The 13485-nt window shown below is 74.7% G+C and carries 9 protein-coding genes; 6 read left to right on the top strand and 3 right to left on the bottom strand.

Annotated features, from left to right (window positions below):
• Nucleotides 1–975 carry an ABC transporter substrate-binding protein gene (locus V9U70_RS21880; RefSeq protein ID WP_336677742.1) on the top strand — a complete coding sequence of 325 codons (975 nt, stop codon included), beginning with the start codon at nt 1–3 and terminating at the stop codon, nt 973–975.
• A gap of 19 nt (nt 976–994) precedes the next feature.
• On the opposite strand, the gene V9U70_RS21875 is transcribed toward V9U70_RS21880, so the two are convergent.
• Nucleotides 995–2503 carry a hypothetical protein gene (locus V9U70_RS21875; protein WP_336677740.1) on the bottom strand — a complete coding sequence of 503 codons (1509 nt, stop codon included), beginning with the start codon at nt 2501–2503 and terminating at the stop codon, nt 995–997.
• Nucleotides 2504–2557: 54 nt separating this feature from the next.
• On the opposite strand from V9U70_RS21875, the gene V9U70_RS21870 reads away from it, so the two are divergent.
• The 3 genes from V9U70_RS21870 to V9U70_RS21860 all read left to right on the top strand — a co-directional run bounded on the left by V9U70_RS21870 (nt 2558) and on the right by V9U70_RS21860 (nt 7649).
• A complete protein-coding gene (locus tag V9U70_RS21870) occupies nt 2558–5059 on the top strand; it encodes a helicase C-terminal domain-containing protein (protein WP_336677738.1) in 2502 nt (833 codons plus the stop codon).
• Nucleotides 5060–5094: 35 nt separating this feature from the next.
• Entirely contained in the window at nt 5095–5847 is a 753-nt protein-coding gene (locus V9U70_RS21865; protein WP_336677736.1) for a YqjF family protein, read from the top strand.
• A 158-nt stretch (nt 5848–6005) separates the two neighbouring features.
• Entirely contained in the window at nt 6006–7649 is a 1644-nt protein-coding gene (locus tag V9U70_RS21860) for a DNA repair helicase XPB (protein ID WP_336677734.1), read from the top strand.
• Between the two features lie 23 nt (nt 7650–7672).
• On the opposite strand, the gene V9U70_RS21855 is transcribed toward V9U70_RS21860, so the two are convergent.
• Nucleotides 7673–7864, bottom strand: coding sequence for a hypothetical protein (locus V9U70_RS21855; RefSeq protein WP_336677732.1), 192 nt, complete (start codon nt 7862–7864; stop codon nt 7673–7675).
• Between the two features lie 437 nt (nt 7865–8301).
• Here V9U70_RS21855 and V9U70_RS21850 point away from each other — a divergent pair, with 437 nt between their 5' ends.
• Complete coding sequence (locus tag V9U70_RS21850) at nt 8302–10377, top strand: HelD family protein (protein ID WP_336677730.1); 2076 nt, start codon at nt 8302–8304, stop codon at nt 10375–10377.
• A 103-nt stretch (nt 10378–10480) separates the two neighbouring features.
• On the opposite strand, the gene V9U70_RS21845 is transcribed toward V9U70_RS21850, so the two are convergent.
• On the bottom strand, nt 10481–11170 hold the full coding sequence (locus V9U70_RS21845; RefSeq protein WP_336677728.1) for a copper homeostasis protein CutC: 690 nt from the start codon (nt 11168–11170) through the stop codon (nt 10481–10483).
• A 267-nt stretch (nt 11171–11437) separates the two neighbouring features.
• Between V9U70_RS21845 and V9U70_RS21840 the strand changes: the two genes are divergently transcribed.
• The coding region (locus V9U70_RS21840; RefSeq protein WP_336677727.1) for a heavy metal translocating P-type ATPase at nt 11438–13485 on the top strand (2048 nt) is incomplete at its 3' end.

Genomic DNA, 13485 nt, shown 5'->3' with positions numbered 1-13485 from the left:
ATGCCCCTCCCCTTCCGTTCCCGTACCCTGACCGCCGTCTCCCTGACCGCCGCCGCCGCGCTGGCCCTGAGCGCCTGCGGCACGTCGTCCGGCGACGCCTCCGACGACGCGTCCTCCGCCGCCCCCACCCGTACGGTGAAGACGGCGATGGGCGACGTGAAGGTGCCCGGGACCCCGCAGCGGGTCGTCGTCCTGGACACCGCCGAACTCGACTCGGCCCTCACCCTCGGCGTGAAGCCGGTCGGCGCGACCCACGCGGACGTGGAGTCGGGCTTCCTGAACTACCTCCCGGAGAACCAGGTCTCGGGCATCACGGACGTCGGCGCGATGATGACGCCGAACCTGGAGGCCATCGCCGCTCTCCGGCCCGACCTCATCCTCACCAGCAAGATCCGCCACGGCGACAAGTACGCCGAGCTGAGCGAGATCGCGCCGACCGTGATGACGGAGAACACCGGCTACCCCTGGAAGGAGAACTTCCAGGTCCACGCGGAGGCCCTCGGCAAGAAGGCCGAGGCGAAGATGGTCACCGACGAGTACGCCGAGCACGTGGCGGACGTCACCGAGGCCCTCGGCGGCAAGGAGAAGGCCGCCCGGACCGAGGTCAACATGGTCCGCTTCGTCGAGGGCGCGGACATCCGCATCTACGGCAGGAAGAACTACATCGCCACGATCCTGGCCGACGTCGGCCTGGGACGCCCGGCCATCACCGACAAGGCGGCGGACGGCTTCTCCTACGACGTCAGCCCGGAGAGGATCGACCTCGCGGACGCGGACGTCGTCTTCCACTCGACGTACGGCGACCCGGAGAAGTCCAAGGAGACGCGCACCACCGGCAGCGGCCTGTGGAAGAACATGTCGGCGGTGAAGAACGACAAGGTCTTCGCCGTCGACGACCAGCTGTGGATTCAGGGCATCGGCTACACGGCCGCCGGCCAGATCCTCGGCGAGCTGCGCAAGGACCTGACGAAGTAGTGCGGGGCCCCTTCGGGCCTCACGCCCGCCGCCGCGCCCGCCACACCAGGTAGAGCGCGGAGGCGACGGCGGCGACGCGGACGACCACCGGCCAGGCGCCGATCAGGACGTCGCCCAGCGCGCCGTCGCGGACGGGGTCGCCCCAGCGGCCGTCCAGCCGGCCCCACACCCACACCAGAGCCCCGGCCGCCACCACGCCCGGCAGCCCGAGGGCCGCCCACTTCGCCTCCGTACGGGAGAGGGTGCGCGAGCTGTACGCGATCAGCCAGCCTCCCGCCAGCGGCCACCAGGAACCGGTCACCACTCCGGCGACGAGCAGCACGGCCGCGAGCAGCAGCAGCGGGTGCGCGAAGCCGCGGCGGGCCGGAGCCGGGGCGGGGGCCACGGGCTCCGCGACCACCGCGGCCTTGCGCCGGCGGAGCTTCAAGAGGCGGGCGGCCCGGCGGCGCGCGGCGGTCTGGGCGCCCGCGCCGGCGGGCCCGCCCCCGGGCCCGATCCCGGCCTCGCCGGCGCCGGCCGCGCCCTCGGCGTCCTCCTCCGGAGCGCCGGGCTCCGGCCGCCGCTTCAGCAGCTCGGGGGCCTCGATGCCGCCGGAGAACCCGGGGATGCGGACGCCCTCGTCGAAGGGCCCGGCATCCAGCCGCCACCAGTCGGGGGCCCCGTCCTCGCCCCCCCGCTGGTCCTGGGCGAGGACGTGCGGGGCGAAGGGGTCGGGCCAGGCGCCGGTGGAGGCGGGGCCGGGGCCGGGGCCGGGGTCGGAGTGGGGGCCGAAGGGCCGGTCGTCGGGGGGGCCGTCGCTCCGCTGACCGGGCAGGCCGTGGGGGCCGGTGTCGCGGAGGTCGTCGGGCGCGGCGGCCGGCCGGGGCACGGACGCGGCCCCGGCCCCTTGCCCCGCCTCGCGGTCGTTCGGGGGCCCGTCGCCGGGGCGCCCGTCGCGAGGGCCGCCGAAGGACTCGTCCCGGGGGTTGCCGGGGCGCTCCTCACCGCCCCGGCCGCGGAGCTCGCCGCCCGGCCCTCGGGGGTCGCCGCCCCCGGGGCGGTGCGACGCGCCCCGCCCCGAACCGGCTTTCAGCGCCTTGGGCAGGAGCCCCCACCCCCTCGGCTCCCCGGGTTCCGCAGCCGCTTCCCGCGCCGGCCCCGACGCCCGCGCCCCCTCGGGCCCGCCCGGCCCCCCGCGTTCCTTCCGCCCGCCCGGCTCCCTGCGGAGGAGTCCGCCGCGGGTCCGGGGGAGGGCGCGCCGGGACGCTTCGGCGGCGGAGCCGGAGGGCGGCGCGGCCGCATCCTCGGCAGGCTCCGCCGCCGCCGCCGCGACCAGCGCTTCCGGGCTGCCGAGCCTGCCGATGACGCGCCGCACGGCCGCCGGGGAGTCAGCGCCCGCCGCGCCGCGCTGCCGGTCGATCTCGCCCCGGAGCTCCGCGACGAGGCGCATCCGGGCGCCGGAGGACAGCTGGTGTCGCTGCGCCAGGTCGCCGACCCGGCTCAGATAGTCGTAGACGAGCTGGTCGCTCTCGATCCCCACGCGGTGCATCCCCTCTGCCGGCCCTGCCCCGACGGTAGCGTTCCAGCGGCTACCGTGGGGCGGATGGGGACGACCACACCACCGCGCACGCTCGCCGAAGCCCTGCGCGCCCGGGGCGACGAATCGCTGGCCGGGCTGTTGCGTGCCCGCCCCGATCTCCTCAACCCGGTGCCGAACGACATCACTCAACTCGCCACCCGGGCCGGCACCCGGGCCTCCGTCGTGCGCGCCCTGGAGCATCTGGACCGGTTCGCGCTCCAGACCGCGGAGGCGCTCGCGGTGGCCCCGGACCCGGCCCCGTACGCCACGCTCCTCTCCCTGCTCACCGGCGACGGGCTCGACGACGGCGAGCAGCGCGACGACGCGGGCGCGGCGGTCGCCGCCGCGCTGCCCGGGGCGCTGGCGACCCTGCGCGAACAGGCCCTCGTCTGGGGCGAGGACGACCGGCTGCGGCTGGTGCGCACCGCGCGCGAGCTGCTCGCTCCCTCGCCGCAGCACCCCTCGCCCACGGGGCTGGGCCCGACGGTGTCCGAGGCGACGGCAGGCATGTCGCCCGGTCGGCTCCAGGAGATCCTGTCGGCGACCGGGCTGCCCGCGACCCACGACCCGGTGTCGGCCGTCGCGGCGCTCTCGGCGCTGTTCACGGACCGTACGCGGATGGCGGAGCTGCTGGACACCGCCCCGGTGGAGGCCCTGGCGGTCCTGGACCGGCTGGTGTGGGGCCCGCCGTACGGGGAGGTCACCCCCAACCCGACCCCGCCGGTGAAGTGGCTGCGCGACCGGGGGCTGCTGCTGCCGGTGTCCACCCGCACGGTGGTGCTGGCGCGCGAGGCGGCACTGCATCTGCGCGCCGGGCGTGCGCACCGCGTGCCGGAGCCCGCGCCCCCGGCCGTCGCTCCGACCGCGGAGCGCGATCCCCAGGCGGTGGACAGGGCTGCGGCGGGCCAGGCGTTCACGGCGCTGTCCACGGTCGAGGAGCTGCTGAAGCTCTGGAACGGCGGCGGCCCGGCGATCCTGCGCGCGGGCGGGCTGAGCGTACGGGAGCTGAAGCGGGCCGCGAGCGCGCTGGACGCGACGGAGCCGGTCGCCGCGTTCTGGATCGAACTCGCCTACGCGGCGGGGCTGCTGGCCTCCGACGGGGCGAGCGACGAGCGGTACGCGGCGACGCCCGCCTACGACGAGTGGCTCGACCTGCCCGCCCAGGACCGCTGGACGCACCTCGCCGCCGCCTGGCTGGCCGCCACCCGGACCCCCGGCCTGGTCGGCGGGCAGGACGCCAAGGGCCGGACCCTGGCGGCGCTCGGCCCTGACCTGGACCGCTCGGCCGCGCCGGAGGTACGCCGCCGGGTGCTGGCCCTCTTCGCCGGACTGCCGCCCGGCACCGCGCCGGACCCGGACACCCTGCTGCGGCGGCTGCGCTGGGAGCGCCCGTTGCGCGGCGGCGCGAAGGCCCCGGCCGCCGCACCCCCGACCGCGCCCTCCGGCCCGGCCGCCCCGCACCCGGACACCTCCGACCTGCGTTCCCGGCTCGCCCTGTGGACGCTCAACGAGGCGGAGCTGCTGGGCATCACGGGCCGGGGCGCGCTCTCCTCGCAGGCCCGCGCCCTGCTGGAGGAGGGCCCGGACGCTGCGGCGGCCCGCCTCGCGCCGCTGATGCCCCAGCCGCTGGACCACGTCCTGCTCCAGGCAGACCTGACGGCGGTGGCCCCCGGCCCGCTGGAACGCCCCCTGGCCCAGATGCTGTCGGTGCTCGCGGACGTCGAGTCGAAGGGCGGCGCGACGGTCTACCGCTTCACGCCCGGCTCCGTGCGCCGCGCCCTGGACGCCGGTCAGGCGGCGGCCGAGCTGCACGCGTTCCTGGCCGCCCACAGCCGTACGCCGGTGCCGCAGCCGCTGAGTTATCTGATCGACGACGTGGCGCGCCGCCACGGCCACCTGCGGATCGGGGCCGCGTCCGCCTACGTGCGCTGCGACGACGAGTCGGTCCTCAACGAGATCCTGGCCGACCGCCGCTCGACCGGCCTGCGGCTGCGCCGCCTCGCCCCGACGGTCCTGGCCTCCCCGTCCGACCCGGGCCCCCTCCTTGAGGCGCTGCGCGAGATGGGCTTCGCCCCGGCAGCGGAGTCCGCGGAGGGCGACGTCCTGGTCACCCGTGCCGGCGCCCGCCGCACCCCGCCCCGCACGCCCCCCGCCCCGGTCCCGGAAGGCCCGCCGGTCCCCGACGAGGCCCTGCTCGGCGCGGCGGTCCGGGCCATCCGCGCCGGCGACACCGCCGCCACGGTCGTCCGCAGGGAACCCGCAGACGGCGCCGGGGCCCCGCCTCCCGGCACGCTCCCCCGCACCACCCCCGCCGAGACCCTGGCCACGGTCCAGGCCGCCGCCATGACGGGCTCCGCGGTCTGGATCGGCTACGTCAACGCGGACGGCGCGGCCAGCCAGCGCGTCATCGCCCCGGTCCGTGTGGAGGGCGGCTTCGTCACGGGGTACGACCACACGGCCGACGAGGTCCGCACCTACCCGCTGCACCGGATCACGGGGGTGGCGGAGCTGGCGGAGGAGGGGTAGGGGACGGGTCGCGCAGCCCGTGCGATCCTGCGGACATGCCCTTCGCCGCCCCCGTGCCCGAACCGTTGTCGCCCGACCCGCCCACCGCGCCGATGCGGTCGCTGCTCACGCAGTCCTGGCTGGACCTGGCGTTCGTGCACTGGGCGGCCGAACCGGCGGAGGTGGCACCGCTGTTGCCGCCGGGGACGGCGCCGGACACGTTCGAGGGCAGGACGTACGTGGGCCTGGTGGCGTTCCGGATGTACCGGGTGGGCTGGCTGGGGCTGCCGGGCGTCCCGTATCTGGGGACGTTCCCCGAGACCAACGTCCGGCTGTACTCGGTCGACGCCCGGGGGCGGCGCGGCGTCGTCTTCCGTTCCCTCGACGCCTCCCGGCTGGTCCCGGTCGTCGTCGCACGGACCCTCTTCCGGCTGCCGTACGTGTGGTCCCGGATGGCGGTGACGCGCTCGGGCGACACCCTCACGTACACGAGCTCCCGGCGCTGGCCCGGTCCGCGCGGGGCGCGGAGCAGGATCGTGCTGCGGGCCCGGGAGGCCGTCGAGGAGCCCACGCCTCTGGAGCACTTCCTGACGGCCCGCTGGGGGCTGCACACCGCGGTCGCCGGGCGGACGGCGTATCTGCCCAACGTCCATGTGCGGTGGCCGCTGCACCGGGCGGACCTGGTGGAGTGCGACGAGGACCTGGTGGCCGCCGCGGGCCTGTCCGCTCCGGCCGGCGACCCGGTGAGCGTGCTCTACTCCCCCGGGGTCGCGGTGCGGTTCGGCCGCCCGGTGCGCCGCGGGCCCTGAGCCCGCGGCGGCGCGGCGCCCTTCGGGCGGGACAGCGGGGGCGCCGCCCGGGCCGCTCTCGTCCTCCCTCCACGCCCGCCCCGTACCGGCCGCGGATGCGGCACACTGGACGTTTGGCCGCAGCCGCGGTCCGCCCCCCGCAGAAAGGTCCGAAGCGCGTGACAGGACCCCTCATCGTCCAGAGCGACAAGACGCTGCTCCTCGAAGTCGACCACGAGCTGGCGGACGCCTGCCGCCGGGTCATCGCACCCTTCGCGGAGCTGGAGCGTGCGCCCGAGCACATCCACACCTACCGGGTCACCCCGCTCGGGCTGTGGAACGCCCGAGCGGCCGGGCACGACGCCGAGCAGGTCGTCGACGCGCTCGTCGAGTACTCCCGCTACCCCGTGCCGCACGCGCTCCTGGTCGACATCGCCGAGACGATGGCGCGGTACGGACGGCTCACCCTGTCCAAGCACCCCGTGCACGGGCTCGTCCTCACCTCCACCGACCGGCCCGTGCTGGAGGAGATCCTGCGGTCGAAGAAGGTGCAGCCGCTGGTCGGGGCCCGGATCGACCCCGACACGGTGGCCGTGCACCCCTCCGAGCGCGGACAGATCAAGCAGACGCTGCTGAAGCTCGGCTGGCCGGCGGAGGACCTCGCCGGATACGTGGACGGGGAGGCCCACCCGATCGAGCTGGCCGAGGACGGCTGGGCGCTGCGGCCGTACCAGAAGCAGGCCGTCGAGGGGTTCTGGCACGGCGGGTCCGGCGTCGTCGTCCTGCCCTGCGGGGCCGGGAAGACCCTGGTGGGGGCCGGCGCGATGGCCGAGGCCAAGGCGACCACCCTGATCCTGGTCACCAACACCGTCTCCGCCCGGCAGTGGAAGCACGAGCTGATCAAGCGCACCTCGCTCACCGAGGAGGAGATCGGCGAGTACAGCGGGACGAAGAAGGAGATCCGCCCCGTCACCATCGCCACCTACCAGGTGCTGACGACCCGGCGCAAGGGCGTCTACCCGCACCTGGAGCTGTTCGACTCCCGCGACTGGGGCCTGGTCGTCTACGACGAGGTGCACCTGCTGCCCGCCCCCGTCTTCAAGTTCACCGCCGACCTCCAGGCCCGCCGCCGGCTCGGCCTCACCGCCACGCTGGTGCGCGAGGACGGCCGCGAGTCGGACGTCTTCTCGCTGATCGGGCCCAAGCGGTTCGACGCCCCCTGGAAGGAGATCGAGGCGCAGGGGTACATCGCACCCGCCGACTGCGTGGAGGTGCGGGTCAATCTCACCGAATCCGAGCGGCTCGCGTACGCGACGGCCGAGGCGGAGGAGAAGTACCGGTTCTGCGCCACCACGGCGACGAAGCGGAAGGTGACGGAGGCGCTGGTGCGCAAGCACCAGGGCGAGCAGACCCTCGTCATCGGCCAGTACATCGACCAGCTCGACGAGCTGGGCGAGCATCTGGACGCCCCCGTCATCAAGGGCGAGACGAGCAACGCCCAGCGCGAGAAGCTCTTCGAGGCCTTCCGGCAGGGGGAGATCAGCGTCCTGGTGGTGTCCAAGGTGGCCAACTTCTCCATCGACCTGCCGGAGGCCACCGTCGCCATCCAGGTCTCCGGGACCTTCGGGTCGCGGCAGGAGGAGGCGCAGCGGCTGGGCCGTGTCCTGCGGCCGAAGGCCGACGGGCACGAGGCGCGCTTCTACTCGGTGGTCGCCCGCGACACCATCGACCAGGACTTCGCGGCGCACCGCCAGCGGTTCCTGGCGGAGCAGGGGTACGCGTACCGCATCGTCGACGCCGACGAGCTGCTGGCCGGGAGCTGAGGAGGGCGGAGGCGGCGGGTGTCTCAGCGGCCTCGGCCGACGACGCCCGCCTCCTCCGCGTACTCCCCCAGGACGACGACGCCGAAGGCCGTCGTCAGGAAGACCTTCGCGGCGCGCACCGCGTCTCCGAGACGGTGGGGTCGGTGGTGACCGGTGACCGCGGTCGCGCCGTGCGCGGGTCCGGTCCTGCGGGGGTTCAGGGTCGCTGTGCTCATGTATCCATGGTGCTCCTGTCACCCGTACGGCCGCGTCGGTCCGCGGGCGGAGCCGACGGGGAGGGCCGGTAGCCCTCCGGTACCGCGGCGGAGCGGACCGTCCCCTACGGGAACCCCTGGTCCCGGCTCCCCGCGGTGAGGGTCCCGCTCCGTTTCGATCACACCCCGCGCTGTGGCTACAATCACCCCTCTGCCCGCCTCCCGCACCGTGGTACCGGCCCCGGGGGCGCCCGGTCGCGATCCGGGCCCCCGCCGCGCCGGCAGCCGGGGGAGCGCCGCCGACCGGACGGAAACCGGCCGACACCTACGCGAACGAACCTTCCCGAGCGGACCGCCGCCCGGCCCCGGCACGGAATCCGGCCCCTCGGCACGGAGCACGGGGCCGCCGTGCGCGCTCCGCCGTCCCGCGTCGACGTTGAAGAGCCGGAGGCGACACCGTGCCCGCGCACGTAGCAGAAAGCGATTCCCCCCACGACCCCCTGGCGCGTGAACGCGCCCACCTCGCCGCGTCCCGCGCCGCCCTGCGGGGAATGCGCGAGGACGTCCAGGCCCTCGACATCCGCGATGTCACCGCGAACTGGGTCAACGCGGCCGTGCTCCAGTCCCAGATCGACGATCGCGTCAAGGCGCTCGCCGACCTCTCCCACACCCCCCTGTTCTTCGGCCGCCTCGACTACCTGCACACCGTCGGCGGGGAGCAGGCGGAGGGAGCGGAGGGCGAACGGTTCTACATCGGGCGCCGGCACGTCCACGACGCCGCCGGGGACCCCATGGTCATCGACTGGCGTGCGCCGGTCTCCCAGCCGTACTACCAGGCCTCCCGCAGGAATCCGCAGGACGTCGGGCTGCGCCGCCGGTTCGGCTACACCGGCGGCGAACTGACCGCGTACGAGGACGAGCACCTCACCGACCCCGCCGAGACCGAGCAGACCAGCCGGCTCCTCCAGGCGGAGATCGAGCGGCCGCGCGTCGGCCCGATGCGCGACATCGTCGCCACCATCCAGCCCGAGCAGGACGAGATCGTCCGCGGAGGGCTCGGCGGCACGGTCTGTGTGCAGGGCGGGCCCGGCACCGGCAAGACCGCCGTCGGCCTGCACCGGGTGGCGTTCCTCCTGTACGCGCACCGCGAGCGGCTGGCCCGCACCGGCACTCTCGTCATCGGGCCGAACCGTTCCTTCCTGCACTACATCGAGCAGGTCCTGCCCGCCCTCGGGGAGCTGGAGGTGCGGCAGGCCACCGTCGACGACCTGGTGAGTGCGGGCATCGAGGTCCGGGGCACGGACGAGGCCGCCGCGGCCGTCGTCAAGGGCGACGCCCGGATGGCCGAGGTGCTGCGCCGGGCGATCCGCTCGCACGTGAGTGCCCCCACGGAGCCCGTCGTCGTGGTGCGCGGTTCGCGCCGGTGGCGGGTGCCCGCGTACGAGGTGCGGGAGATGGTCGAGGAGCTGCTGGCCCGTGACATGCGGTACGGGGCGGCGCACGAGGCGCTGCCCCAGCGGATCGCGCACGCCGTCCTCGTACGGATGGAGGAGGCCGGCGAGGCCCCCGACGACCGGGTGCAGAGCGCGGTCGCCCGCAACCCCGCGGTCAAGGCGGCCGTCAAGGCCGTCTGGCCCGCCGTCGACCCGGTGAAGCTGGTGCTGCGGCTTCTGGGCGACCCGGAGTTCCTGGCCGCGCACGCGGACGGGCTGCTGAGCCCGGACGAGCAGAAGGCCGTCCTGTGGGCGAAGCCGGCCCGCGGGGTGAAGTCGGCCCGGTGGTCGGCGGCGGACGCGGTGCTGATCGACGAGGCCCGCGACCTGGTGTCACGGACCCACTCGCTCGGCCATGTCGTGCTCGACGAGGCGCAGGACCTGTCCCCCATGCAGTACCGGGCCGTGGGCCGCCGGTGTTCCACCGGTTCGGCCACCGTGCTCGGCGACCTCGCCCAGGGCACGACCCCGTGGTCCACGGAGAGCTGGACCGACGCGCTGCGCCACCTGGGCAAGGCGGACGCGGTGGTCGAGGAGCTGACCGCCGGTTTCCGCGTGCCGCGCGAGGTCATCGCGTACGCCTCACGGCTGCTGCCCGTGATCTCGCCGGGGCTCGCCGCGGTCGAGTCGGTGCGTGACGCCCCCGGTTCGCTCTCCGTACGGGAGGTGGCGCCGGGGCCGGGGGGGCTGGACGCGGCCGTCGTCGCGGCGGTCGAGGAGTCGTTGCGCCGGGAGGGGTCCGTCGGGCTGATCGCGGCCGACGCCCGGCTGCCCCGGCTGGACGAGGCGCTGACGGCGGCGGGGCACGCGTATCTGTCGCCCGGAGAGGAGACGACCGCCGCCTGTCGGCTGACGCTGGTCCCGGCGTCGCTCGCGAAGGGCCTGGAGTACGACTACGTGGTGCTGGACGAGCCGGCGGCCGTGGTCGACGGCGAGCCGGACGAGCGGACGGGGCTGCGGCGGCTGTACGTCGCCCTGACCCGCGCGGTCTCCGGGCTGACGGTGCTCCACGCGGCGCCGCTGCCGTCGGCGCTGCGCTGACGGCAGCGGTGGGGCGGGACGGGGGCGCCGCTGCCCCGGGCCCGCCTCTCCACCGCGTCCTTCCGGCTCCGCCTCGTGGGCGGTGCGGCCCCGGCGGCGGCCGTCAGCCGTCCAGCGCCTCGCGCCACTCCCGTACGGCTGCCGCGTCCACCGGTGCGGACCAGCCCCGGGGCCGCGCCGCCCCGCCGATGTGGAACGCGTCGATGCCTGCCGCGCGCAGGACGGGCAGGTGGTGCAGGTGGAGGCCGCCGCCGACGAGGATCTGCGCCTCGTAACCCGGCTCCCGGCTGCGGGCCGCCTCCGCGAGGAGGGTCGGGACGCCCGTTTCCACCCCGGCCGGCGAGCCCGCCGTGAGGTACGCGTCGAGTCCGGGCACGTCGGCGAGCTGCTTGCGCAGGGCGTCGCGGTCGGCGGCCCGGTCGATCGCCCGGTGGAACGTCCACCGGCAGCCGTCCAGCTCGGCGACGAGCCGCTCGACGGCGACGAGGTCCGGGTGGCCGTCCGCGTCGAGGAAGCCGAACACGAACTCGTCGGCCCCCTCCGCCCGCATCGCGTGGGCCGCGCCGACCAGCGCCTCGATGTCACCGGCGGCGAAACCGTCCGCCATTCTGAGCATCACGCGCAGCGGGATGTCGACGGCGGACCGGACGGCCGCGAAGGTCTCCCGTGACGGCGTCAGACCGTCCGCCGCCATGTCGGTGACCAGTTCGAGCCGGTCCGCACCACCGGCCTGAGCGGCGACCGCGTCCTCCGCGTCGAGAGCGATCACCTCCAGGACTGCACGGTTGCTCATGGTTTCCCCATTCCTCCAGAACGCGGCTATAGGTCTAGTCCAATGACCAGCCTACGGGGCGGCCGACGGGCAGCCCAGCCCTCTATCTGAACGCATGATCACGACATCGCGCGACCCGCCCCCGCAGAAGAGTGACGCGCCACGTGCACATGTCACGCAGAACGGACGCCCACCCCGTCCGCACCTTGCGTTTCATAGGGGAGGGGGGTATACATGAACGAGAAAGGATACCCCCTAGGGGTATAAAACCGCCTCAGGGAGGACCACGTGTCCGCGCATTCCGGCACCACGACCACGACCACCACCGCCGACGCCGCCGGCTCCTCTGCGGTCGAGCTGGCGATCGGGGGGATGACCTGCGCTTCGTGCGCGGCCCGTATCGAGAAGAAGCTGAACCGGATGGACGGTGTCGAGGCCACGGTCAACTACGCCACCGAGAAGGCGAAGGTCGTCTACCGGGGCGAGGACGTCTCCGTCCAGGACCTGGTCGCGACCGTCGAGGCCACCGGCTACACCGCCCAGCCGCCGCCTCCCGCCGCCGCCCGCCCCGCGGACGGCCCGGCCGCGACGGGGACAGGGACGGGGGCGGAGGAAGGCGACCACGCGCTCACCGACCTGCGCCGACGTCTGGTCACCGCGGTCGTGCTCGCGGTCCCGGTGATCGCGATGGCGATGATCCCGGCGTTGCAGTTCACGTACTGGCAGTGGCTGAGCCTCACCCTCGCCGCGCCCGTCGTCACCTACGCCGCCTGGCCCTTCCACCGCGCCGCCTGGACGAACGCCAAGCACGGCGCGGCGACCATGGACACCCTGGTCTCTCTCGGCACGTCGGCGGCGTTCGCGTGGTCCCTGTGGGCGCTGTTCTTCGGGACGGCGGGCATGCCGGGGATGACGCATCCCTTCACGTTCACGATCGCCCGGAGCGACGGGGCGGGGAACATCTATCTGGAGGCCGCCGCCGGGGTCACCGCGTTCATCCTCGCCGGACGGTACTTCGAGGCCCGTTCCAAGCGGAAGGCCGGGGCCGCGCTGAGGGCGCTGCTGGAGCTGGGAGCCAAGCGGGTCACCGTCCTGCGCGACGGCGCAGAGGCGACCGTCGACATCGGCGACCTGGAGGTCGGGGACCGTTTCGTCGTGCGGCCGGGGGAGAAGATCGCGACGGACGGGACCGTCATCGAGGGCGCCTCCGCCGTCGACGCCTCCCTCCTCACCGGCGAATCCACCCCCATCGAGGTCACCACCGGCGACACCGTCACCGGAGCCACCCTCAACACCGGCGGACGCCTCCTCGTCCAAGCCACCCGCATCGGCGCCGACACCCAACTCGCCCGCATCACCCACCTCGTCGAAGAAGCCCAGAACGGCAAAGCCGCCGCCCAACGCCTCGCCGACCGCATCTCCGCCGTCTTCGTCCCCCTCGTCATCACCCTCGCCCTCACCACCCTCACCCTCTGGCTCGCCAACGGCTCCGGCCCCACCCCCGCCTTCACCGCCGCCGTCGCCGTCCTGATCATCGCCTGCCCCTGCGCCCTCGGCCTCGCAACCCCCACCGCCCTCATGGTCGGCACCGGCCGCGGCGCCCAACTCGGCATCCTCATCAAAGGCCCCGAAACCCTCGAAAACACCCGCACCACCGACACCATCCTCCTCGACAAAACCGGCACCATCACCACCGGCCACATGACCCTCCACACCACCCACACCACCCCCACCACCACCCCCCACCACGCCCTCCACCTCGCCGGAGCCCTCGAAAACGCCTCAGAACACCCCATCGCCCAAGCCATCACCACCGCCGCCACCACCCACACCACCACCCCCCTCCCCACCCCCCACCACTTCACCAACCTCCCCGGCCTCGGCGTCCACGGCACCATCGACGGCCACACCGTCCTCGTCGGACGCCCCCACCTCCTCACGGAATGGGACATCCCCCTCCCACCCGAACTGTCCACGGCGAAGGACACCGCAGAGGCCGCCGGCCGCACCGCCGTCGCCGTCGCCTGGGACGGCGAGGCCCGCGCGGTCCTGGAGATCGCCGACGCGGTGAAGGACACCAGCGCCGAGGCCGTCCGCCGCCTCCGTGCTCTCGGTCTGACCCCGATCCTCCTCACCGGCGACAACCGGGCGGTCGCGGAGAGCGTCGCCGCCGAGGTCGGCATCGACGAGGTCCACGCGGAGGTCATGCCGCAGGACAAAGTCGACGTCGTCAAGCGCCTCCAGGCCGAGGGCAGGGTCGTCGCCATGGTCGGCGACGGCGTCAACGACGCCGCCGCCCTCGCCCAGGCCGACCTCGGTCTGGCCATGGGCACCGG

This window comes from Streptomyces pratensis (genome assembly GCF_037137275.1).
Lineage (GTDB): Bacteria > Actinomycetota > Actinomycetes > Streptomycetales > Streptomycetaceae > Streptomyces > Streptomyces pratensis_B.
Note: the sequence above shows the minus strand (reverse complement) of the source record. Positions and strands in the feature narration are given on the sequence as shown.

What these genes read in the sequence shown, in the direction of transcription:
- V9U70_RS21880 (WP_336677742.1), top strand. Translation starts at nt 1, where the DNA reads ATGCCCCTCCCCTTCCGTTCCCGTACCCTGACCGCCGTCTCCCTGACC.
- V9U70_RS21870 (WP_336677738.1), top strand. Translation starts at nt 2,558, where the DNA reads ATGGGGACGACCACACCACCGCGCACGCTCGCCGAAGCCCTGCGCGCC.
- V9U70_RS21865 (WP_336677736.1), top strand. Translation starts at nt 5,095, where the DNA reads ATGCCCTTCGCCGCCCCCGTGCCCGAACCGTTGTCGCCCGACCCGCCC.
- V9U70_RS21875 (WP_336677740.1), bottom strand. Translation starts at nt 2,503, where the DNA reads ATGCACCGCGTGGGGATCGAGAGCGACCAGCTCGTCTACGACTATCTG.
- V9U70_RS21855 (WP_336677732.1), bottom strand. Translation starts at nt 7,864, where the DNA reads ATGAGCACAGCGACCCTGAACCCCCGCAGGACCGGACCCGCGCACGGC.
- V9U70_RS21845 (WP_336677728.1), bottom strand. Translation starts at nt 11,170, where the DNA reads ATGAGCAACCGTGCAGTCCTGGAGGTGATCGCTCTCGACGCGGAGGAC.